The sequence below is a fragment of the Myceligenerans xiligouense genome, from assembly GCF_003814695.1.
In the GTDB taxonomy this organism is placed as follows: Bacteria; Actinomycetota; Actinomycetes; order Actinomycetales; family Cellulomonadaceae; genus Myceligenerans; species Myceligenerans xiligouense.
In genome coordinates this window covers 590,045-611,904 of the sequence record NZ_RKQZ01000001.1, presented here as the reverse complement: position 1 = coordinate 611,904, position 21,860 = coordinate 590,045, and the positions used below count along the sequence as shown (strand labels likewise).

The 21,860-nt window shown below is 72.3% G+C and carries 20 protein-coding genes and 1 tRNA gene; 9 read left to right on the top strand and 12 right to left on the bottom strand.

The features are described from left to right. Positions 1-64 precede the first annotated feature (64 nt). Together EDD34_RS02665 and EDD34_RS02660 are read left to right on the top strand one after the other, a co-directional pair. Positions 65-1,117, top strand: a complete 1,053-nt coding sequence (locus tag EDD34_RS02665) for an acyltransferase family protein (RefSeq protein WP_123813192.1) — start codon at positions 65-67, stop codon at positions 1,115-1,117. Between the two features lie 192 nt (positions 1,118-1,309). Then, positions 1,310-2,944: an amidohydrolase family protein gene (locus EDD34_RS02660; protein WP_123813191.1), complete on the top strand. Its 1,635-nt coding sequence runs from the start codon at positions 1,310-1,312 to the stop codon at positions 2,942-2,944. Between the two features lie 301 nt (positions 2,945-3,245). On the opposite strand, the gene pth is transcribed toward EDD34_RS02660, so the two are convergent. The 6 genes from pth to EDD34_RS02630 all read right to left on the bottom strand — a co-directional run bounded on the left by pth (position 3,246) and on the right by EDD34_RS02630 (position 8,551). Further along, entirely contained in the window at positions 3,246-3,851 is a 606-nt protein-coding gene (pth, locus tag EDD34_RS02655) for an aminoacyl-tRNA hydrolase (RefSeq protein ID WP_123813190.1), read from the bottom strand. A 21-nt stretch (positions 3,852-3,872) separates the two neighbouring features. Further along, on the bottom strand, positions 3,873-4,472 hold the full coding sequence (locus EDD34_RS02650) for a 50S ribosomal protein L25/general stress protein Ctc (protein ID WP_123813189.1): 600 nt from the start codon (positions 4,470-4,472) through the stop codon (positions 3,873-3,875). A 205-nt stretch (positions 4,473-4,677) separates the two neighbouring features. Further along, positions 4,678-5,859 (bottom strand): glycosyltransferase, encoded by a 1,182-nt coding sequence (locus EDD34_RS02645; RefSeq protein ID WP_123813188.1) that lies wholly within the window; start codon positions 5,857-5,859, stop codon positions 4,678-4,680. 98 nt (positions 5,860-5,957) lie between these two features. Further along, positions 5,958-6,941, bottom strand: coding sequence for a ribose-phosphate diphosphokinase (locus tag EDD34_RS02640; RefSeq protein WP_123813187.1), 984 nt, complete (start codon positions 6,939-6,941; stop codon positions 5,958-5,960). 1 nt (position 6,942) lies between these two features. Then, the gene (gene glmU, locus EDD34_RS02635) at positions 6,943-8,415 is read right to left on the bottom strand and encodes a bifunctional UDP-N-acetylglucosamine diphosphorylase/glucosamine-1-phosphate N-acetyltransferase GlmU (RefSeq protein WP_246012620.1); all 1,473 of its coding nucleotides are present in this window, start codon (positions 8,413-8,415) and stop codon (positions 6,943-6,945) included. A 64-nt stretch (positions 8,416-8,479) separates the two neighbouring features. After that, positions 8,480-8,551, bottom strand: a tRNA-Gln gene (locus tag EDD34_RS02630). Positions 8,552-8,732: 181 nt separating this feature from the next. On the opposite strand from EDD34_RS02630, the gene EDD34_RS02625 reads away from it, so the two are divergent. Both EDD34_RS02625 and EDD34_RS02620 read left to right on the top strand, forming a co-directional pair. Continuing rightward, complete coding sequence (locus EDD34_RS02625) at positions 8,733-9,332, top strand: TetR/AcrR family transcriptional regulator (RefSeq protein ID WP_123816281.1); 600 nt, start codon at positions 8,733-8,735, stop codon at positions 9,330-9,332. A 48-nt stretch (positions 9,333-9,380) separates the two neighbouring features. Continuing rightward, positions 9,381-10,007, top strand: a complete 627-nt coding sequence (locus tag EDD34_RS02620; protein ID WP_123813185.1) for a MarR family winged helix-turn-helix transcriptional regulator — start codon at positions 9,381-9,383, stop codon at positions 10,005-10,007. Between the two features lie 42 nt (positions 10,008-10,049). On the opposite strand, the gene EDD34_RS02615 is transcribed toward EDD34_RS02620, so the two are convergent. From EDD34_RS02615 to EDD34_RS02605, 3 genes are all read right to left on the bottom strand, one after another. Then, the gene (locus EDD34_RS02615) at positions 10,050-11,252 is read right to left on the bottom strand and encodes an MFS transporter (RefSeq protein ID WP_281277780.1); all 1,203 of its coding nucleotides are present in this window, start codon (positions 11,250-11,252) and stop codon (positions 10,050-10,052) included. A 38-nt stretch (positions 11,253-11,290) separates the two neighbouring features. Beyond that, positions 11,291-12,112, bottom strand: coding sequence for an acetylxylan esterase (locus tag EDD34_RS02610; RefSeq protein ID WP_170176945.1), 822 nt, complete (start codon positions 12,110-12,112; stop codon positions 11,291-11,293). Positions 12,113-12,196: 84 nt separating this feature from the next. Next, positions 12,197-13,210: an acetylxylan esterase gene (locus tag EDD34_RS02605; protein WP_123813183.1), complete on the bottom strand. Its 1,014-nt coding sequence runs from the start codon at positions 13,208-13,210 to the stop codon at positions 12,197-12,199. A gap of 117 nt (positions 13,211-13,327) precedes the next feature. Between EDD34_RS02605 and EDD34_RS02600 the strand changes: the two genes are divergently transcribed. From EDD34_RS02600 to lat, 5 genes are all read left to right on the top strand, one after another. Next, positions 13,328-15,190 (top strand): ABC-F family ATP-binding cassette domain-containing protein, encoded by a 1,863-nt coding sequence (locus EDD34_RS02600; protein WP_123813182.1) that lies wholly within the window; start codon positions 13,328-13,330, stop codon positions 15,188-15,190. A gap of 2 nt (positions 15,191-15,192) precedes the next feature. Continuing rightward, positions 15,193-15,639 carry an Lrp/AsnC family transcriptional regulator gene (locus EDD34_RS02595; RefSeq protein WP_281277779.1) on the top strand — a complete coding sequence of 149 codons (447 nt, stop codon included), beginning with the start codon at positions 15,193-15,195 and terminating at the stop codon, positions 15,637-15,639. Positions 15,640-15,763: 124 nt separating this feature from the next. After that, positions 15,764-16,321 (top strand): peptidoglycan-binding domain-containing protein, encoded by a 558-nt coding sequence (locus EDD34_RS02590; protein WP_123813180.1) that lies wholly within the window; start codon positions 15,764-15,766, stop codon positions 16,319-16,321. Positions 16,322-16,334: 13 nt separating this feature from the next. Continuing rightward, the gene (locus EDD34_RS02585; protein ID WP_123813179.1) at positions 16,335-17,021 is read left to right on the top strand and encodes a hypothetical protein; all 687 of its coding nucleotides are present in this window, start codon (positions 16,335-16,337) and stop codon (positions 17,019-17,021) included. A gap of 110 nt (positions 17,022-17,131) precedes the next feature. After that, positions 17,132-18,448: an L-lysine 6-transaminase gene (gene lat, locus EDD34_RS02580; protein ID WP_123813178.1), complete on the top strand. Its 1,317-nt coding sequence runs from the start codon at positions 17,132-17,134 to the stop codon at positions 18,446-18,448. Positions 18,449-18,488: 40 nt separating this feature from the next. On the opposite strand, the gene EDD34_RS02575 is transcribed toward lat, so the two are convergent. Genes EDD34_RS02575 through EDD34_RS02565 form a run of 3 tightly spaced genes read right to left on the bottom strand, consistent with a single transcriptional unit; the run spans position 18,489 to position 21,716 of the window. Then, positions 18,489-19,508 carry a 4-(cytidine 5'-diphospho)-2-C-methyl-D-erythritol kinase gene (locus EDD34_RS02575; protein WP_123813177.1) on the bottom strand — a complete coding sequence of 340 codons (1,020 nt, stop codon included), beginning with the start codon at positions 19,506-19,508 and terminating at the stop codon, positions 18,489-18,491. After that, a complete protein-coding gene (rsmA, locus tag EDD34_RS02570) occupies positions 19,505-20,353 on the bottom strand; it encodes a 16S rRNA (adenine(1518)-N(6)/adenine(1519)-N(6))-dimethyltransferase RsmA (protein WP_123813176.1) in 849 nt (282 codons plus the stop codon). The genes EDD34_RS02575 and rsmA overlap by 4 nt, the downstream gene beginning before the upstream one ends. Before the next feature lie 55 nt (positions 20,354-20,408). Continuing rightward, the gene (locus tag EDD34_RS02565; RefSeq protein ID WP_246012151.1) at positions 20,409-21,716 is read right to left on the bottom strand and encodes an aggregation-promoting factor C-terminal-like domain-containing protein; all 1,308 of its coding nucleotides are present in this window, start codon (positions 21,714-21,716) and stop codon (positions 20,409-20,411) included. Positions 21,717-21,860: the final 144 nt, after the last annotated feature.

The window sequence follows — 21,860 nt, the reverse complement described above, 5'->3', positions numbered from 1 at the left end:
GGGGGCGGCCTCACGCCGGCCGCACAGCGATGAGTTCTCTCACCGGTCGATACGATCAGGGGCGATGTCCACCGAGCCGCGCCAGTCCATGTCCAGGTCAGACGCCGCCGCCGGCACGCGCTCACGCATCGCGTGGGCCGACGCCGCGCGGGGCCTGGCGATCTGCCTCGTGGTGCTGTACCACGCGACGAACTGGACGGCCGGCACCGGGTACGACGTCAGTGTCCTGCGGGAGTTCAACGAGCCGCTGCGCAGCCTGCGCATGCCGCTGTTCTTCGTCGTGGCGGGCATGTTCGCCACCAAGTGGGTCGCGGCGTCGTGGTCCACGGTGCTGCGCGGCAAGATCTTCTACTTCGCGTGGGTGTTCGTGCTGTGGGAGCCGATCACGCTGGCGGTCCGGCTGGGCACGGGCTACTACAAGGTGCCCGACGCCGACGGGTCCACGCTGCTCGGCGACCTGACCTGGTCGCTGCTGGTCCCCCGGTCCGAGCTCTGGTTCATCTGGACGCTGGCGGTCCTCTTCCTGGCGGCCCGGCTGCTGCGGCCCCTCCCGGCCTGGGTGCAGCTCCTCGCCGCGGCCGGCGTCAGCGGGTGGGCGCTGGCCGGCTGGGAGCCGGAGAGCATCGCCTATCGCGGAGCGGCGCAGTTCGTCCTGTTCTTCCTGGCCGGCCTGCACCTGCGGCCGTTCGTCGAGGCGTACGCCGACCGGTTGCGGTGGTGGTCGGGGCTGCTCGTGGTCGGCGCGTGGTACGGCGTGACGTGGGCCGTGGGGGCGTACGGCCTGGAGTCGACGCCGGGACCGTACCTGCTGGCGAACCTCGTCGGGGCGATGGCCGGGATCGCGATCAGCGTCGCCCTCGCCAGGATGGTCCCGGGCCTGGGCTGGATCGGCGCGCGAACGCTGCCGGTCTACGTCACGCATACGCCACTCATCCACCTGATCCTCTGGATCTACTGGTCGAACGGCATCTGGGTGCCGGCCCCGCAGTCCCAGTGGATGCCGCTCTTCATGACGATGGCGGTCGTCGCCACGGCCCTGGCACTGGACGCGGCCACGCGCCGTATCGGCCTGGGCTGGATCTGGGGCCCGCCGCGCCGCTGGCTCGCGTCACCCTGACGGACGGCGCTCCGCGCTTGGCACATTCTTTTTGACGGATCGGCGGGTCGACGGATCGGCGGGCGCCGCGCCCACGACCGCCGTCGTACCTCTTGTGCCACTCTTCCGATTTGCCCTATGCATTGTTAAAGTCTGGGTCAGTTGCGAGGCGCCGACAACGACGTCGGCTCCCGTTCCGACCCAGGAGGCGACATGCGACGTCCACGACGAACGGCAGCGCTGACCATCACGGCCCTCGTGGCCGTCCTCTCCGCGGCGACCTTCGCCGCACCCGCGACCGGGGCCGTACCGGACCCCGTGCTCCCCACCCCGGAGTCCGAGGTCAACGTCACCGGGGAACCCTTCACCGGCACCGCGCCCGACGGCGGCGTGCGCGGCTACGTCGACGCGCACAGCCACATGTTCATGGAGGACGGCATCGGCGGCGCCGCCGTCTGCGGCTCGGCGTTCTCCCCGGCCGGCATCGCCGACGCCCTGCGGGACTGCGACGCCCACGGTCCTCACGGCGGCACCGCGCTGCTGGAGAACCTCACCCGCCACGGCTCCCCGTTCGGCACGCACGACACCACCGGGTGGCCGACGTTCGCGGACTGGCCGGCCCACGACTCCCTCACCCACCAGCAGATGTACTACCGCTGGGTGGAGCGCTCCTGGCGAGCGGGGCAGCGGGTCCTCGTGAATCAGCTCACCAGCAACGGCCTGCTGTGCTCCATCAACCCGGGCACCTACCAGGACTGTGACGAGATGGCGGCGATCCGCCTGCAGATCGAGGACGCGTACGCGCTGCAGGACTTCGTCGACGCGCAGTACGGCGGGCCCGGCGAGGGCTGGTTCCGGATCGTGACGGACAGCGCCCAGGCGCGGCAGGTCGTCACGGAGGGGAAGCTCGCCGTGGTGCTCGGCGTGGAGACGTCCGAGCCGTTCGGGTGCAAGCAGACGCTCCGGGTGTTCGACGGGTGCACACGGTCCGACATCTCCGCCGGCCTGGACGAGCTGTACGACCTCGGCGTGCGGTCCATGTTCGTGTGCCACAAGTTCGACAACGCGCTGTGCGGGGTGCGGTTCGACACCGGCTCCACCGGGACGATCGTCAACGCCGGCCAGTTCCTCAGCACCGGGACGTTCTGGCAGGTGAGGTCGTGCCCGGCGGACGAGCCGCACGACAACAACCCCGGCAACATCGACCTGCCGGAGGAGCTCGACTGGCTGCCCGTCCCGCCGCGCTACCCGTCCGGCACGGTGTGCAACCCGTACGGACTCACCTCGAAGGGCGAGTACCTGGTCGAGGAACTCATGGAGCGGGGCATGCTGATCGAGGTGGATCACATGTCGGCCAAGGCGGCCGACCGGACGCTCGGGATGCTGGAGGAGGCCGGCTACGGCGGCGTGCTCTCCACCCATTCGTGGACCGACGAGCGGCACCTGGACCGCATCTACGCCCTGGGCGGCTTCGCGACCATGTACGGGCACGACACGGAGGGCCTGATCGCGGAGTACGAGCGGACGGCCGACGTGCGGGCACGGCACGACGTCGCGGGGGTCGGCTTCGGCTTCGACATGAACGGCTTCGGCGGCACGCCGGACCCGTCGGACGGCCGGGTCGCCTACCCGTTCACGTCGCTCGACGGCGGCTCGACCCTGGAGCGTCAGGTCACGGGCGAGCGAACCTGGGACGTCAACACCGACGGCGTGGCCCACTACGGCCTGGTCCCGGACTACCTGGAGGATCTCCGCGTCACGGGCGGCGAGGTGCTGACGGACGACGTGCTGCGCGGTGCGGAGTACTACCTCCGCACCTGGGAATCGGCGGAGTCGGCCTCACCCTGACGCCCGCCGAACCGCAGTCTCGTCCTCGCCCCCGGGTGCCGAGCCGCAGGTTGAATCGTGCCAACCCGTGATTGGCACGATTCAACCTGCGGCTCGGCGTCCGGAGCCGGGGTGACACTGCGGTTCGGCGTCCCGGGGGAGGTGTGGCCTTGCGGTTCGGCGTCCGGAGCCGGGGTGACACTGCGGTTCGGCGTTCCGGGGGAGGTGTGGTCTTGCGGTTCGGCGACGGGAACCCGCCGGGCACTGCGGTTCGGCAGCCTGGCCCGGAGACCGCCCGTGCGGCGACACCGCCCGTGCGGCCTCAGGCTCTCGCCGCGTGGAACTTTCCCTGCGCGGCCAGGAGGCCCTCCGTGACCAGGAGTTCCACCGCGTCCGCGGCGTCGTCCACGAAGATCGGGAGCTCCTTGCGCTCCGTACCCGTGAAGTCGCGCAGCACGTAGTCGGCGGTGTCCATCCGGCCCGGCGGCCGGCCCACGCCGACGCGGACGCGGTGGTAGTCGCGGGTCCCGAGCGCCTTGGTGATGTCGCGCAGCCCGTTGTGGCCGCCCTCGCCGCCGCCGAGCTTCAGCTTGATCGAGTCGAACGGGATGTCGACCTCGTCGTGCACGACGGCGATCCGGGCGGGCTCGATCCCGTAGTACTGCGCGAGCGCGCTGACCGGCCCGCCCGAGACGTTCATGTACGTGGACGGCTTCGCGAGGATCACCCGGGGTCCCGGCCGGCCGCCGGGCAGCATGCCGAGCCGCACCTCGGCGGCGGCGGCTTGCGCCCGGCCGTGCCGGGCGAACCTGCCGCCCGTGCGCTCGGCCAGCAGGTCCAGCACCATGTGCCCCACGTTGTGGCGGTTTCCGGCGTACTTCGGCCCGGGATTACCGAGCCCGACGACGAGCCATGGCTGGTCGGTCATCGATTCAGGCACCCGAACGGATCAGGCCTCCGTGGACTCCCCGGCGGCCTCGGCCGCCTCGGCCTCTTCCTCCGTCGCGGCCTCGCCCCGCGGCTCGGTGATCAGGACGACGGCCTGCTCCGGGTCCGTCAGCAGCGAGGAGCCGGCGGGCAGCTGGACATCCTTGGCGTACACGTGCGAGCCGGACGCGAGACCCTCGATCGACACGTCCACCGACTCCGGCAGGTGCGTCGCCTCGGCCTCGACCGACAGGGACTGGGCCTCGACCAGGTGGATGGTGCCCGGGGCGGACTCGCCGGTGATGTTCACGTAGATGTCGACGGCGATCTTCTCACCCGCGCTCACGACCAGCAGGTCGATGTGCTCGATGATGTTCCGGACCGGGTCGCGCTGCACGTCCTTGGCGACGGCGAGCTGGCCCTTGCCGTCCAGCTCGATGCTGAGCAGCGCGTTCGAGTGGCGCAGCGCCAGCATCGAGTCGTGGCCCGGCAGCGTCACGTGAACCGGGTCGGTGCCGTGGCCGTACAGCACGGCGGGAATCTTGTTGTCGCGGCGGATGCGGCGCGCGGCACCCTTGCCGAACTCGGTGCGGGCCTCGGCGACGAGCTTGATCTCGGACACGGGAGTTACTCCTGAGGTGATGTCGGTCTTTCTCGGGCGGGCGGCTGCGTCGGCGTGGGACGTGTGACGGACGCGGTGCGCGCGAGCTCGCTGCGTAGCGGTTGACCCAGTGGGTCACCGACTCACCGCCCAGTCGATCACGGACTGCGGCGCGTACGGAACAATCCGTCGCGGCCGTCCGACGTCCCTCGCCGAGGCAACCTGACTACTGTACCCGCTTGTCGGCGCTCGACGCACCGAGAAGCCCGTCACCGGGCTGCGACGAGGACAGCGCGCCCCCGAGCGGCGGCTGGGTCCGCCGCGGGCGGTACACCACCTGGGCGTGGAAGACGAACCTGAGCAGGAACGCCACCACGAGCGTGACCGCCTGCACCAGCACCGGCCACATACCGGTGACCTCGACGATCCACCACAGGACCGGCAGCCGGACGGCGGCCTCGGTGCCGTTGAACGCGAAGGAGTGGGCCAGCCGCGACCAGAACCCGTGCCGCCCCTCGGCACGCAGGTCCCGGAACACGAACCGCTCCTGCAGGGCGAAGTTCACGCTCATCGTCACGACCGCGGCGATCACCGCGGCGATCACGTAGTGCATCCCGAACGCCGTCAGCGCCCAGAGGATGAGCACGTTCCACACCGCGCCCATCCCGCCGATGATCGCGAACCGCGACATGCGCCCGAACCGCAACGACGCGAGCTGCTCCAGATAGCGCAGCCCCATCCGCAGCGTCGCCTTGGACCGGCCCGCGTACCGCTCGCCGAAGACGAACGGCTCCTCGCCGACGGCCAGCACCCGCTTACCCCGTGCGAGCACCTCGAGCAGGATCTTGAAGCCGCGCGGCCGGAGCGTGTCCAGGTCGATCGCGCCGACCCGCACCGCGAAGAACCCGGTCAGCGGGTCGGTCACGTTCCGCAGCCGCAGCGGGAACATGGAGCGCGCGAGCAGCGCGGACACCGTGGACACGGCCCTGCGCCAGTAGCCGTCGAGCCCGCCGGCGTCGCCTCCGCCGATGTACCGCGAGGCGACGACGACGTCGAGCCCGGCATCCCGGCCCCGTGTCGCGAGCACCGGGGCGAGCTCCGGCGGATGCTGCAGGTCACCGTCCATCACGACGGCCCACTCCGTCTCGACCGACCGCAGCCCCGCGACCACCGCACCACTGAGACCGCCGTCGGCCACCTCGCGGTGGATCATGCGGACCGGGATGCCGCCGCGGGCGGCCTGCCCGGCGGCGACGCGCTCGATGACCGACGGCGTGTCGTCCCGTGAGTCGTCGACGAAGAGCACGCAGGAGCCGGGCATGGCCCCCAGCGCCTCGTCGAGGCGCCGGACGAGCTCGGCGACGTTCGGTCCCTCGTTGAACGTGGGGACCACGACGGTGATGGCCACGGTGCCTCCTGGGCGGGTCTGTGTCACAGAACAGTCCACCCTTGACCAGGTTCGAGTCAACTGGAGAGTCGAACCGAACCCTTTAGACCCGGAAATCGTCAGGCATTTCCGTCAAAAAGGCTCGTCACCGACCCGTCCGTGAAGACCTCCTTGATCGCGGTGGCGATCAGCGGCGCGATCGACAGGACGGTCAGGGAGTCGAACCGCTTGGACGCCTCGATCGGCAGGGTGTCGGTCACCACGATCTCGGTGGCCCCGCAGTCCGCGAGGCGCTGCGGTGCCGGGCCGGACAGCACGCCGTGCGTCGCCGCGACGGTCACCGACCGGGCGCCCGCCGCCATGATCACCTTGACCGCCTCGGCGATCGTGCCGCCGGTGTCGATGAGGTCGTCCACCAGGACGCAGTCCTTGCCCTCGACGTCACCCACCACGCGGTTCGCCACGGCCTGGTTCGGCCGGGTCACGTCGCGCGTCTTGTGCACGAACGCCAGCGGCCCGCCGCCCAGCTTGCTCGCCCAGATCTCCGCCACGCGGATGCGGCCGGCGTCGGGCGACACCACCGTCACGTTCTCCACGTCCACGCGCGTACGCACGTAGTCCACCAGGATCGGCATCGCCCACAGGTGGTCGACGGGCCCGTCGAAGAATCCCTGGATCTGCGCGGTGTGCAGGTCCACGGACATGAGCCGGTCCGCACCGGCGGTCCTCAGCATGTCGGTCATGAGGCGGGCCGAGATCGGCTCGCGGCCCCGCCCCTTCTTGTCCTGCCGGGCATACCCGAGGAACGGCGCCACCGCGGTGATGGTGTGCGCGGAGGCGCGCTTCGCGGCGTCGACCATGAGCAGGTGCTCCATGATCCACTGGTTGATCGGCGCGGTGTGGGACTGGAGCAGAAAGATGTCGGCGCCACGGATCGACTCGCTGAACCGCACATAGGTCTCGGTGTTCGCGAAGTCGTAGGCGCTGACCGGCAGCAGGTCGACGCCGAGCTCCTTGGCCACGTCCTGCGCCAGCTCGGGGTGCGCGCGCCCGGACGCGACGACGAGCGGGCGCTGGATCTGGCGGAGGGCAGTGGTGGGCATATCAGTGGGCCTTTCGTTCCTGATCAGGGGGTCCGGCGTGGTCGGGGTCGCCGTCGGACGTGGTCGCGTGGTCGGTCGCGCCGGCTCCGGGCCCGGCCGGGCCCGCGAGCGCGTCGGCGGCCGCCGCGGCCTCGGCCGCCGCGGTGCCGGGCCGCTTGCGCGCCACCCAGCCCTTGATGTTGCGCTGCTCCGCGCGCCCGACGCCGAGCGCGCCCGCCGGCACGTCCCGGACGATGACCGAGCCGGCCGCCGTGTAGGCCCCGTCGCCCACCGTCACGGGCGCGACGAACATGTTGTCGGCCCCGGTACGCGCGTGCGCCCCGATCACGGTGCGGTGCTTGTGCTCACCGTCGTAGTTCACGGTGACCGACGCCGCGCCGATGTTGGTGTGCTCCCCGATCTCGGCGTCGCCCACGTAGCTGAGGTGCGGCACCTTCGCGCCCTCGCCGATCCGGGCGTTCTTGGTCTCGACGAACCCGCCGATCTTGCCCTGCGGGCCCAGCACGGTCCCGGGGCGCAGGTAGGAGAACGGCCCGACGCTCGCGCCCGCGCCGATCACCGCCAGTTCGGCGTGCGTGCGCACCACGGAGGCGCCGTCGTGCACCTCGGTGTCACGGAGTGTCGTGTCGGGGCCGATCGTCGCGCCCTCGCCGATCTTCGTGGCCCCGTGCAGCTGGGTGCCCGGCAGGACGGTCACGTCGGGGGCGAGCTCGACGTCGACGTCGACCCACGTCGTGGCCGGGTCCACGACCGTGACCCCCTCCCGCATCCAGAACTCGAGGGTGCGCCGGTTCATCTCGGCGCCCAGCGCCGCGAGCTGGACCCGGTCGTTGACGCCCTCGACGGACATCGCGTCGTCGGTCACGATCGCGCGGACCGTGCCGCCCTGCGTGCGGGCGAACGCCACGACGTCGGTCAGGTACACCTCGCCCTGCGCGTTCGCGCGGTCCAGGCTCGCGAGCCCGCGGCGCAGCGTCGCGGCGTCGAACACGTAGGTGGACGTGTTGATCTCGCGCACCTCGCGCTGCGCGGGCGTCGCGTCCTTGTGCTCGACGATCGCCTCCACCTGGCCGTCCGCGCCCCGCACGATGCGCCCGTAGCCCGTGGCGTCCGGAACATGGGTGGACAGGATCGTCACCGCGTCGCCCTCGGAATGGTGGGTGGCGAGCATCTGGCCCAGCGTGCCGCCGTCGAGCAGGGGGACGTCACCGGCGAGCACCACCACGGCGCCGTCGATCTCGCCCAGCGCCTCCATCGCGCACTCCACCGCACGGCCCGTGCCGGGCACCTCGTCCTGGTCGACGACCAGCGCCGCCGGGTCGAGCTCGGCGACGCGAGCGGCGACGAGATCACGCTCGTGACGCACGACGACGGCCAGCTCGGCCGGGTCCAGCTCTCGCGCGGCGGCGATCGCGTGCCCGACCATCGGCCGCCCGCCCACGGGGTGGAGGATCTTCGGAAGGCGGGACTTCATCCGCGTGCCCTGCCCGGCCGCCAGGACGACGACGGCAGCCGGCCGGTGTGTTTCCGTGCTCACGCTCCGCCCCCAGGACTCGAACCTGGACCAAGGGCACCAAAAACCCGTGTGCTGCCGATTACACCAAGGCGGACCGGTGCGTGCGACAGCGCGTCCGGCCACCGTTCCCTCGCGGGTGCGGAGGCCGCCGTCGTGCACCGGGGCCCAGTCTGCCAGGTCGTCGGGGGTGCGTGCGGCGCCGAAGGGTGTCGGGCGGGACACACGGCACAATGTTCACCATGGCACCCGACTCCCGACGCACTCCGCGACCCCGCATGACCGCGAGCCAGCGTCGCGAGCAGCTGCTGTCCGTGGCCCGCGAGCTGTTCGCCTCCAAGGGGTTCGACGGCACGAGCGTCGAGGAGATCGCCGCCCGCGCCGAGGTGTCCAAGCCGGTGGTGTACGAGCACTTCGGGGGCAAGGAAGGCGTGTACGCGGTGATCGTGGACCGCGAGGTGCAGGAGCTGACGGCGGCGCTCACCGGGGCGCTGGACGCCGGCGGCCACCCCAAGGTGCTGCTGGAGCGCACCGCCCTCGCGCTGCTGCACTACATCGAGGACAGCGAGGACGGCTTCCGGATCCTGGTGCGCGACTCGCCGGTCGCGCAGACGACCGGCACGTTCTCGAGCCTCATCGGCGACGTCGCGACGCAGGTGGAAGAGATCCTGACCGAGCAGTTCCGGATCAACCGGCTGGACCCGAGCAGCGCGCCGCTGTACGCGAACATGCTGGTGGGCATGATCGCGCTGACGGGCCAGTACTGGCTGGACAACCGTGCGACGAAGAAGTCGGAGGTCGCGGCGCACCTGGTCAACCTGGCGTGGAACGGCCTGAGCCGGATGGAGAAGAAGCCGGCGCTGATGAACGCGAAGTAGTACCGGTCAAGACTCTTGACATCAAGACAGTTCGGGTAGTCTCACGCCATGGAGGAGTCCACCAGCGGTTCGATCCCGGGGCCGCACGACGACGGTCCGCGGGGCGCGGCATCGGGTGCGGCCGATCCGGGCGCACCCGGGCCCGGGACCACCGAGCTCGACGTCACCCCGCGCGGCGACGTCACCCCGCACGACGAGGTGGACCGCATCGTCGCGGCCTGGCTGCGGGTCCGTCCCGACCTCGACCTGGAACCCCTGACGGTCTTCAGCCGGATCTCCCGGCTCGCACGGCACCTCGACCTGGCCCGACGTCGCGCGTTCGCCCGCCGCGACCTGGAGACCTGGGAGTTCGACGTGCTCTCCGCGCTGCGCCGCGCCGGCGAGCCCTACCGGCTCTCCCCCGGCGCGCTCGTGCAGCAGACGCTCGTCACCAGCGGCACCATGACGAACCGCATCGACCGCCTCGCCGAGCGCGGCTTCGTGGAGCGCCACCGCTCCCCCGACGACCGCCGCGGCGTCCAGGTCGAGCTCACCTCCACCGGCCTGAAGCAGGTCGACGCCGCGATGGCCGACCTCCTCGACGTCGAGGCCGACGTCGTCTCCGCCCTGGCCAAGGACGACCGCCCGCTCCTCGCCGGCCTCCTCCGCACCCTGGCCGCCCAGTTCGAGGAGTGAGTTCGGTCCGGTGCCCAGCGGCCGCATCGGCGCCGAGCGACGTCAGGTGCGGGGTGGCCGGGGCAGCGTCGCCAGGGTCAGCATGCCTCCCATGACGACCAGCACCGCCAGGATCAACGACAGCGGGGCCGACCAGCCGCCGGCCGCGTCGTGCACCGCGAACATGACCGACGGGCCGGTGAACGCGATGACGTATCCGCAGGACTGGATGGTCGCGGCCATCCGCCGGGCCGCCACCGGGCTTCCCGCCCGCTGCGCGACCAGCGTGAAGATCACGGCGAAGTTCCCGCCTTGCGCGAAGCCCGCCAGCGAGCACCACAGGGCCCACCAGCCGGGTGCGAACAGCAGCCCGAGCGGCAGGGAGAGCCAGGACGCGGTCACGACGGCGGACGCCACCCCGATCGGGAGACGCAGTGCGGAGGTGGCCGGCAGCACCAGCGACCCGAGGATCGCGAGCCCTTGGAACAGCGACGCCGCCATCCCCGCCTCGGCGGGCGTGAACCCGATGCGGTCGCCGAGCAGCTCGGGCAGCACGCCGGTCACGGCGAAGTAGGAGAACGACTGTCCGACGAACGCCACGGCCAGCACCCAGGTGATGGGCCGGCGCAGCACGCGGTCGGTCGCGCGGGAGCCCACCGTCGCCCGCGCCCCCCGCCGCGGGACGGGGCGCCCGCCGTCGGGCCCCCCGCCGCTGCCCCGCCCTCCGTCGCTGCCCTGCCCGCCCCGGATCACCCACGCCCACCAGACCAGCGCGACCACGGCCAGGACCGACCACGCCGCGAGCGCCGCCTGCCAGCCGAGCCACGCCGCCAGCGGGACCGTCAGCGTCGTGGTGAAGACCGAGCCGAGGTTCATCGACGCCGTGTAGAGGCCGGTGGCGACGGCGGCGCGCCGGGCGAAGTCGTGGGTGACGATGACGGGCGCGGCGACGTTGCCGATGGTGATCGCGACGCCGATGACCGCGGTCCCGGTCACGGCGATCCAGACCCCGGCCGCTCCCGTGGCGGCGGAGCGCAGGAGGGTGCCGGCGAGCACGCCGCCGACGGCGATCGTCATCGCCCGGTAGGGCCCGATCCGGCCGATGATCCACGAGGCCACCGGTGCGAACAGGGCGAAGCAGAGGATCGGCACGCCGGTGAGCAGTCCGGCCTCGACGGAGGACATGCCGAGCCCGGCGGCGACGTCGGGCAGCACGGGCGGGACGGCGGTGATCGGCGCGCGGAAGTTGAGTCCGACGACGAGCAGCGCGACGAGCAGCGCACCGGTGGAGGCGGCGCGGCGGTTCAGTGCGCCACCTGCGGCCGGAAGACCTGACCGAGTTCCGTGTGGCCGGCGATCCAGGCCTGGTAGGTGTCCCGGCGGGTGGCGGGGGCCGACTCGTCGAGGACGCGTTCGACGACGTCGGGGGGTGTGACGCCCGAGAGTTCCGCGACGAGCTGTGCCGAGTGCGCTCCCCAGGCGGCGAAGATCTCCGGCGCGCCGGCACCGGGCCCGAGCAGGACCGGGGAGGACGCGCGCCGTGCGAAGGCGCGCAGGGCGGCGGCGTGCGGCTCGGCGAAGGGGGCCTCGGCGATGACGCAGGCGATGTCCTGCAGGAGCCCCGCCGCGGCGACGGCCGCGCAGCCTGCGCCGGTGCGCCCCAGGACGGCGACGCGCGACGGGTCCACGCCGGGCAGGGACCGCACCTCCTGGACGGCGCGGACGGCGTCGGCCGCGATCTCGCGGTTGTACGGGTCCTGCGGGTCGCCGTCGTGCCGCATCTCGACGACGAGGTGCACGTAGCCCGCCGACGCCGGCCATGTGTGGTCGCGCGCCGTGCCGAGGCCGCCCGGCGGGACGAGCTCCACGACGCCCGGCAGCGTGCCCGGCTCGCCGACGGGGGTGACGAACCAGCCGTGCAGGGGATGGTCCCCGTACCCGGGGAGGGTCACCGCGTCGGTCGTCAGGCCCCCGGTGTCCGACTCCTCCGGATCCCGCCGGGTGCCGGCCGAGCTGCGCGACCGGACGAGGAGGTCCGAGCGGAACTCGTCGAACTCGGGCGGCTCGTCGGCGGCCGGGGGCGCGGCAGGCGCGAGTGCGACCGGGGGGATGTCGAACTCGGACACGGTGGGAGTCCCTCCGTCGGGTGTGCGGTGCGCCTGGCAGCGTACTGCCGTTCGTGGCCCGCCCTCACCCGGACCGGGTCTCACTCAGAGGTGCTCACGCAGGAACGCCAGGTGCTGCGCGAACCGGTACTCCGCACCGCCCTCGTGCCCGTTGTACGGGTAGACGTCGATCCGGGGCGGCTCCGTCGTCGCACCCTCCGCCTCCGCGCCCCAGGCGTTCCGTGCCGCGTAGACCGTGGACGGCGGGCACACGTCGTCCATCAGGGCGGTGGAGAACAGCGCCGGCGCCTGCGCACGGCGCGCGAAGGAGACGCCGTCGAGGTAGGAGAGGGTGCGCCAGGTGCGCTCCTCGACCTCCGGCGCGCGGTGCACATGCAGGTACTGGGTGATCTCGCCGTACGGCATGGCGTCCGAGATCTGCACGGCGCGGCGGTAGTGGCAGAGGAAGGGGACGTCGGGCATCGCGGCGGCCAGGTCGCCCAGCAGGCCGGCGACGGCGATCGTGATGCCGCCGCCCTGGCTGACGCCCGTGACGGCGACGCGTTCGGGGTCGACGCCGTCGATCGCGCGGACGGCGTCCACGGCGCGCACGCCGTCGGTGAGGACGCGGCGGTAGAAGTGGTCGTGCGGGTCCTCGATGCCGCGCGTCATGTACCCGGGCACGGTGGGTCCGGCGCCGACGGGGTCCGGTGTCGCTCCCCCGCCGCCCCAGCCCGACCCCTGGCCGCGGGTGTCCATCATGAGGTGCGCGTAACCGGCCGCGGCGAAGCCGAGGTGCTCGTGCGGGAGGCCGCGGCCACCGTTGTAGCCCTGGTACTGGACGACGGCGGGCAGCGGGCCCTCGGCGTGTGCCGGGCGTGTGAGCCATGCCTTGACGGGGTGGCCGCCGAACCCGGGGAACGTGACGTCGTCGACGGTGACCTGCGTCAGGCCCGCGTCGACCCGTTCGAGCACCGGGGCTCCGCCGCCGGGCTGCGCGTCCCCGGCCGCGCGGGCCTCCGCGATCGTGTGCGCCCAGAAGTCGTCGAAGTCGTCGGGCTCGTCGATCTGGGGCGTGTACTGCTCGAGCTCGCCGCGGGGCATGTCGAACTGGGCCACTGCTACCTCCTGCGTCGCTGCGGAGAGCATTGTCTTTCCGCTCCTGGGCCCGTGAGCTTATCCGCGGCGGGCCCCGCGGCGGTCCGGGCATCCGGCGACGGCGAATAACCTTGCGGGGTGGCACATCTTCTCGGCGCCGACGGCATCTCCCTCCGGATCGCGACCCGCACCCTGCTCTCCGACGTCTCCCTCGGGCTGGACGACGGCGACCGCGTGGGCGTCGTGGGCCCCAACGGCGCCGGCAAGTCCACGCTGCTGCGCATTCTGGCCGGGCTGTCCGAGGCGGACGCCGGACGCGTCACCCGCGTGGGCGGCTCCACGCTCGGCATGCTCGACCAACGCGACGACGTGCCCGACGGCGTCACCGTGCTCGATCTCGTGCACGGCTCGGCCGACATCCACGAGTGGGCCTCCGACGCCCGCGTCCGCGCGGTCCACGAAGGCCTGCTGGCCGATCTCGACCTGGACGCGCCCGTCACCACCCTGTCCGGCGGGCAGCGCCGCCGGGTCGCGCTCGCCGGGCTGCTCGCCGACGACCCGGACGTGCTGCTGCTGGACGAGCCCACCAACCACCTCGACGTCGAGGGCGTGGCCTGGCTCGCCGAGCACCTCGCCACCCGGTACGGCAGGCCCGGTGCCCGCGGCGCGCTCGTCGTCGTCACGCACGACCGGTGGTTCCTCGACGCCGTCTGCACCCGCATGTGGGAGGTGCGCGGCGACGGGTCGGGCGCCGTGGACGGGTACGACGGCGGTTACGGGGCGTACATCCTCGCCCGCGCCGAGCGCGCCCGGCTCGCCGCGGTGGCCGCGGAGAAGCGCGACAACCTGCTGCGCAAGGAACTCGCGTGGCTGCATCGCGGCGCCAAGGCCCGCTCCTCCAAGCCGAAGTTCCGGCTCGACGCCGCCGCCGCGCTCATCGCCGACGAGCCGCCGCCGCGCGACGAGCTGGAGCTCACGCAGATGGCGACGAAGCGGCTCGGCAAGGACGTCCTGGATCTGGAGGACGTGACGGTGGTGCTCCCGCCGCGCGGGGACGGGCCCGGCTCCGACCCGGCCGGAAGGGTGCTGTTCGACCACGTGACGTGGCGGCTCGGGCCCGGGGACCGGTACGGCGTCGTCGGCGTCAACGGGGTCGGCAAGACCACGCTGCTCGCGCTGCTCACCGGACGGCGCTCACCGGACGGCGGCCGGGTGCGGCGCGGCAAGACCATCGAGGTGGCGCAGCTGAGCCAGGAGGTGCACGAGCTCGACGAGCTGGGGCACCTCACGGCCGTCGAGGTGGTCGAACGCGAGCGTGGACGGATCGAGATCGACGGCAAGGAACTCACCGCGGCACAACTCACCGAACGCCTCGGCTTCACGCGGGAGCGCGCGTACACGAAGGTGGAGAGCCTGTCGGGCGGTGAGCGGCGGCGGCTCCAGCTGCTGCGGCTGCTCGTCGCCGAGCCCAACGTGCTGCTGCTCGACGAGCCGACGAACGACCTGGACACCGACACCCTCGCGGCGCTGGAGGACCTGCTCGACGGGTGGCCGGGGACGCTGATCGTCGTGTCGCACGATCGGTACCTGCTGGAGCGGGTGGCGGATCGGCAGGTGGCGTTGCTCGGTGACGGGCGGATCCGGGATCTGCCGGGTGGGGTCGAGGAGTATCTGGCGTTGCGACGCGGGGCTCGGGCCGGGGCCTCCGACTCCGCCACCTCGTACGGAACGTCGGGTGCGGGGCTGAGGGGCGGTGGGGTGGAGTCGTCCGCGCCGGTGCGGACGCAGGCGGAGATCCGGGTGGCGAAGAAGGCGATTTCCCGGATCGAGCGGCGGTTGGAGAGAATCGCGGAGGAAGAGGCTCAGCTCCACGAGGACATGGTGACTCAGGCGACCGACTTCGAGGCCGTCGGCGGGCTGGACGCGCGACTGAAGGAGCTGGCCACGGAGAAGGGCGAGCTCGAGATGGCCTGGCTCGAGGCTGCGGAGGTGGCCGAATGACCTTGGAAGACGACGTCGACCGCACGATCGTCAGCGCGCTGCGAGCAGACGGTCGCACCACGCTCGCCGCGCTGTCCGAGGCGACCGGGCTGTCGCTCTCGGCGGTGCAGGTCCGGGTGCGCAAGCTGGAGTCACGCGGAGTGATCTCCGGTTACCGCGCCGTGGTGGACCCCGAGGCGATGGGGCTGCCGCTCACCGCGTTCATCGAGATCACCCCGCTCGACCAGGCGCAGGAGGACGACGCGCCCGTGCGGCTGAAGGACCTGCCCGGGATCGAGGCGTGCTACTCGGTGGCGGGCAACGCGAACTACCTGCTGCTGGTCCGGGTCGCCTCGCCGCGCGAGCTGGAGGGGCTCCTGGGGCAGATCCGCCGCACGGCCCAGGTCAGCACCCGCAGCACGGTGGTGCTCCAGACCTACTTCGAGGGCCGCCCGGTCGAAGCCTCCTGACCGCGGCCACCACGCGCCGGCTCCCACCACGTCCAGCCGCGGGCGGGCGCGCCTCTGAGCGGGACGGCGGGCGGGTTGTTAGTCTCGGCCCGAAATAACGGCATTCTTCCAAGGAATTCGGACCATGGTGAGTACGAGGACCTGGCTGCAGGTCGGCGGCGGTGTCGTCCTGGCCGCGCTCGTCACCGCCGCGTTCCTGCAGGGGCGCGCCGCGGAGGACACCTGGACGGCCAACGACCCCGTGGGCGAGTGCGGTACCGGCGCGCTGGGGAGCGACATCGGGCACGACAGCGGCGGGGAGGTCCTCGCGGTCCAGAACGTGCTCTCGGCGACGCACTCCCTCGAGCCCGCGACCGGCATCTGGGACGCGGATACCGAGTCGGCGGTCCGGGCGTTCCAGGCGTGGACCGGCCTGCCGTCGGACGGCTGCGTCAACACGAACACCTGGGTGACGATGCGCGCGCTCGTCGTGCCGGTCTGCGCGCCCGAGTACCAGTGCCAGGGCCCGGACCAGTTGCTCCACTGGGGGCCGAGCCGCGAGCCGCACGACGCCTGGTTCCTGGACGCGGACTGCGACTGGGCCTCGTGGGTGCTGCCCGGCGTCGCCCAGAGCCCCGTCGCCTCCAGGACCCCGTACGAGTTCTCGCGCGAACCGCTCGCGAAGCTGCGGTGCGAGGGATGACAGGGGCCGCCGCATGACGGTGATCACCGACTACCGCAAGGCGGCCCGGCGCAACGAGCTGATCCTCGGCGGCGCCGTGGGTCTCGTCGTCGTGCTCGCCGTCGTCGCCGTGACGCTCCTGATCACGACGCGGGACGGGCGGGAGCCGCTGCCCGAGGACGTCGCCGACGCCCGGGAGCTCACCGCGGACACCTGCGCGGCCGGTCTGCGCCAGCCCGCCTGGGTGCCCGACAGCGTGATGCGCGCGGCCGTCGCCTGCCCGGAGGACATCTCCCGCCGGGTGGGTGACAGCACGTCCCCGGACCGCCTGGGCACCTGGATCGTCTACGACCTGCACGGCGCGCCGAACGAGGAGACCGTACCCGGCGCCGCGCCCGGTGCGTGGCCCGAGGCCGAGGTCGAGTCCGGTGCCATCCACCCGGCCACGACGATCACGTACGTCGCCTACCCCGGGTCCGAGGAGCTCACGCCCGAGCTCGGCGGCGGGACGATCGAGGTGGGCTGGATGGATTTCCCCGAAGGTGGCGGTGACGCGCGCGTGACCCGGGTCGAGAACAACGGCTACGGCCCCGTCCGGGTCGAGTGGACGGACGACGCCGGCTCGTACCTGCTCCTCACGGTCCTGGGACGCACCCCGGAGGGCCGCTCGGGCGTGGAGGTCGAGGATCTCCTCCGCATGGCGGGCAGCCTCGCCGGCTGACGGCGCGGAGGGCACCGCAGGAAACGACCCGCGCCGCAGCCGCCGTCGTACACAAAAATTCTCCCGAGAAGGCCTGTACGGACGGAAACTTCTCCCGTAACGTGACGGGCATGACTGAGACGATCCTCTCCCCCTCCGAGGCGCTCCCCACCCTTCGTGAGCACCTCCTGGTCGACGGGTTCGACCTTGTCCTCGACCTCGAGAAGTCCCACGGCTCCACGCTCGTCGACGCGCGTGACGGCCGCGAGTGGACCGACCTGTTCACGTTCTTCGCCTCCTCGGCGCTGGGCATGAACCACCCCGCCCTGGCCGAGGACCCGGAGTTCCTGAGCGACCTGACCCGTGCCGCCCTCAACAAGCCGTCCAACTCCGACGTCTACAGCGTCGAGATGGCGCGGTTCGTCGAGACGTTCGCCCGCGTGCTCGGCGACCCCGCGCTCCCGCACCTGTTCTTCGTCGACGGCGGCGCGCTCGCCGTGGAGAACGCGCTGAAGACCGCCTTCGACTGGAAGTCCCGGCACAACGAGGCGAACGGCCGCTCGCCCGAGCTCGGCACCAAGGTGCTGCACCTCGAGCACGCCTTCCACGGCCGGTCCGGCTACACGATGTCCCTCACCAACACCGAGCCGGGCAAGGTCGCCCGGTTCCCCAAGTTCGACTGGCCGCGCATCCCCTCGCCGTACCTCGCCGAGGGCCGCGACATGGACGCCGTGGAGGCCACCGCGCTCGACGCCGCACGGGCCGCGTTCGAGGCGAACCCGCACGACATCGCCTGCTTCATCATGGAGCCCATCCAGGGCGAGGGCGGCGACCACCACTTCCGCCCGTCGTTCCTCCAGGGCATGCAGGCGCTCTGCCGCGAGTTCGACGCCCTGTTCGTCCTCGACGAGGTGCAGACCGGCGTCGGCATGACCGGCACCGCCTGGGCGTACCAGCAGCTCGACGTGCAGCCGGACATCGTCGCGTTCGGCAAGAAGGCCCAGGTCTGCGGGATCATGGCCGGCGGCCGCGTCGACGACGTGCCGGACAACGTGTTCGCCGTCTCCAGCCGCATCAACTCCACGTGGGGCGGCAACCTCACCGACATGGTGCGCTCCCGCCGCATCCTCGAGGTCGTCGAGTCCGAGGGCCTCGTCGAGCGCGCCGCACGGACGGGCGAGTCGCTGATGGGCAGGCTGCACGACCTCGCCCGCCGTCACCCGGGCCTTGTGTCGGACGTCCGCGGCCGCGGCCTCATGTGCTCGCTGAGCCTGCCGTCGCGCGAGGTGCGCGACGCCGTGCTGGCGTCCGTGGCCGACGACGGCGTCCTGCTCCTGGGCTGCGGCACCCGCTCGGTGCGGTTCCGGCCGGCGCTGACGGTGGACGAGAGCACGCTGGCCCACGGCGTCGAGGTGCTCGACAAGGCGCTGGCGGCGCGGGAGTCCTGAGCGGCGTTCGGTGGTCCGCCGGACGGCCGGCGGGCCGGTCTCAGCCCGTGATCCGGGCGCCCGGGGCCGGGCCCGTCGCCGTCCAGACCGAAGCCACGACACCCGCCGACGTCCAGGCCGCCGCAATCGCGAGGGCGTGGCGGCGTGAGCGCGCCAGAGCCGCGACCGTCGGGCCGGAGCCCGACACGAGAGCGCCGAGCGTGCCCGCATCCCGCGCGATCTCCAGCACCCGGCCCAGCTCGGGACGCAGGTCCAGCGCGGCGGCCTGCAGGTCGTTGTGCAGGGCCTCGCCCAGCGCGGTCGGGTCGCCGGCGCGCAGGGCCGTCATGAGCCCGGCGTCGTCCCCGGGGTCCGGGCGACGACCGGCGTCGGCGGCATCCGGACGGCCGGCGGCGCCGGGACGGCCGGCTGCCACGGCGGCAGCCTCCGCGTGGTCCGCCGCGGGCGCCGTGCCCGACAGCTCGTCGAAGCGGGCGAAGACCGACGGCGTCGACAGGCCCTCGTCCTGGACCGCGAACACCCAGTGGAACTCGCCGCGGGTCAGGACCGGGGTGAGGACGTCGCCGCGGCCGGTACCGACCGCCGTGTGGCCCAGCAGCGCGAACGGCACGTCCGCGCCGAGCTCCGCGCCCAGCATCGTCAGTTCATGGCGGGACAGCCCCGCATCCCACAGCGCGTCGCAGGCCACGAGCGCGGCGGCCGCGTCCGCGGACCCGCCGGCCATCCCGCCCGCGACGGGCACGCCCTTGTGGATGTGCAGGGCGACGTCGGCGTCCATCCCGGTGTGACCGGCCACGGCGCGGGCCGCGCGCCACGCCAGGTTGGTCTCGTCGAGGGGGACGACGTCGGCCTGGGGGCCGCTCACCGTCAGCGTGATCCCGGTCCCTGGGGCCACGTGCGTCGCCGTGACCTCCTCGAACAGCGACACCGCCTGGAAGACGGTCGACAGCGGGTGATAGCCGTCGTCGCGCCGGGCGCCCGAGCGCAGCACGAGGTTCACCTTGCCGGGCGTCCGGACCGTCACCGACGGCTCGGGGGCCGCGTGCAGGTGGCCGCTCACGCGAGGTACTCCGCGATCCGGGCGAACTCCTCGACGGTGAGGGTCTCGCCGCGCGCGCCAGGGTCCACGCCGGCCGCGCGCAGGGCCTCCTCGGCGGCGGCGCCCGAGCCGGCCAGGCCGCTCAGCGCCGCGCGCAGGGTCTTGCGACGTTGCGCGAAGGCGGTGTCGACCACCCGGAACACGGCTTCCCGGCCGGCGCCGGTCGACGGCGGGTCGCGGCGCTCCAGCGCGACGAGGGCCGAGTCCACGTTCGGCACCGGCCAGAACACGTTCCGGCTGATCGCCAGGGAGCGGCGCGCGTCCGCGTACCAGGCGGCCTTCACCGAGGGGATCCCGTAGACCTTCGATCCCGGTGTGGCGGCGACCCGGTCGGCGACCTCCGCCTGCACCATGACGAGCACGTGCTCCAGGGATCCGAAGCGCTCCAGGAAGGTCAGGAGGATCGGCACCGCCACGTTGTACGGAAGGTTCGCGACGAGTGCCGTCGGCGGTTCGCCGGGCAGTTCGGTGACGTCCATCGCGTCGGCCTGGACCACCTCGAAGTCGGCGCCCGGGGCGTGCGACTCGACGGTCAGGGGAATCTGCCGGGCCAGCACCGGGTCGATCTCGACCGCCACGACGGACGCGCCCGCGTCCAGCAGGCCGAGGGTGAGCGACCCGAGCCCGGGGCCGATCTCCACGACCCGCTCGCCCGGGCGCAGGTTCGCGGCGCGGACGATCTTGCGCACGGTGCCGCCGTCGTGCACGAAGTTCTGCCCGAGCGTCTTGGTCGGGCGAACGCCAAGGCGCCCTGCCAGGTCGCGGATCTCCGCGGGGCCCAGCAGGGCGCCTTGACGTGTATTCACGGGGACGAGCCTAGTCGACAGTACTTTCCGGAGCCGCCGGGCGGCCCCGGAGACCTCAGTACCAGCCGACCGACTGCGAGTGGCCCCACGCACCGCACGGCGTGCCGTAGCGGCCGGCGATGTAGCCGAGGCCCCACTCGATCTGGGTGGCCGGGTTGGTCGCCCAGTCCGAGCCCGCCGTACCCATCTTCGACCCCGGAAGGGACTGCGGGATGCCGTAGGCACCCGACGACGGGTTCTGCGCGAGGTGGTTCCAGTTGGACTCCTTGGTCCACAGCGCCTCGAGGCAGGTCCACTGCGAGCCGGTCCAGCCCCGCGCGGCGGCCATCTGCTGACCGATCTCACGGTTGGAACCGGCCGGGACCGCCGCCGTCGTCGTCGAGGACGACTCGCTCGTCGAGGACGACGAGGACGAGGACGAGGACGACGAGGAGGACGACGACGAGGACGAGGTGTCGCTGCTCGTCGCGGGCTCGGGCTCGGGCTCAGGAGCGGGGCGCTCCTTGGTGCCCTTGACGACGACCTCCGTGACCGACTTGGTGGTCACCTTGTTCGAGAGCAGCTCGCGATTCTCCACGACGCCGTCGACGGTGGTCACCCGGTACGTCTTGGTGCGCTCACCGTCCTTGCCCGCAGTCCGGACCGCCGGTCCGAGATCCTCGTACCGCGAGGAGTCCGCGACCGTCTTCGAGCGGTGCTCGATGGTGATGGTCTTGGTGACCTTCTTGGTCCGGTAGCGCTCCACCTGGAGGGCGACATCGACGTCGGACTTCTTCACGACCTTGGCGACCTCGGCCTCCTTGACGGCCTTGCCGCCGTTCTCGGTCAGGTCCTCCACGGAGACGACGCTCACGCGGTCGTCCTTGCCGAGGTCGATGTTCATGCGGTCCAGGATCGCCGCGACACCGTCCCCGCCGCTCTCGACCACGCGGGTCGAGCCGTCTGCCACGACGGCGACCGGGCCGTCGTCGTTCAGGCGGAGCGGGAAGTCGGCGCGCGCTCCACTACGGGAGGCCACGAGCCGGACGTCGGAGCCGCGTGAGGCGAGGATGTCCAGCGCCTCGTTCGAGTCAGTGACGTTGAGCCACACGTCGGACTCCTTGCCGTCGGCCGCGACCGTCACCTGACGGCCGTAGCGGACGACGACATCGGAACCTTCGCGCAGTGTCGTGTCGAGTGCGGGTGCCACCTCGTCCTGGTCGTCGAGCCGGACTCCCTGGGCGGCGAGGAGACCCTCGACGTCGCCGGAGAACGTGCTCACGGAGGTAGTGGTGCCGTCCACGTCGAGGGTGACGGTCTTGTGCGCCTTGGCGAACGCGACGGTGCCGGATGCGACGAGCGCGGCCGCCGCGACGCCGGCCACGAGGGGCCAACGGCGAGAGAATCGGTGGGTTCTGGCAGTGCTGGGGATGGTCGAGCCGGAGCTCGCTTCAGAAACGGTGTTCACTCGAGTCCAGTCTTCGGACTTCCCGGGCACGGGCGGCGAGTACGGATGACCACATCCGTG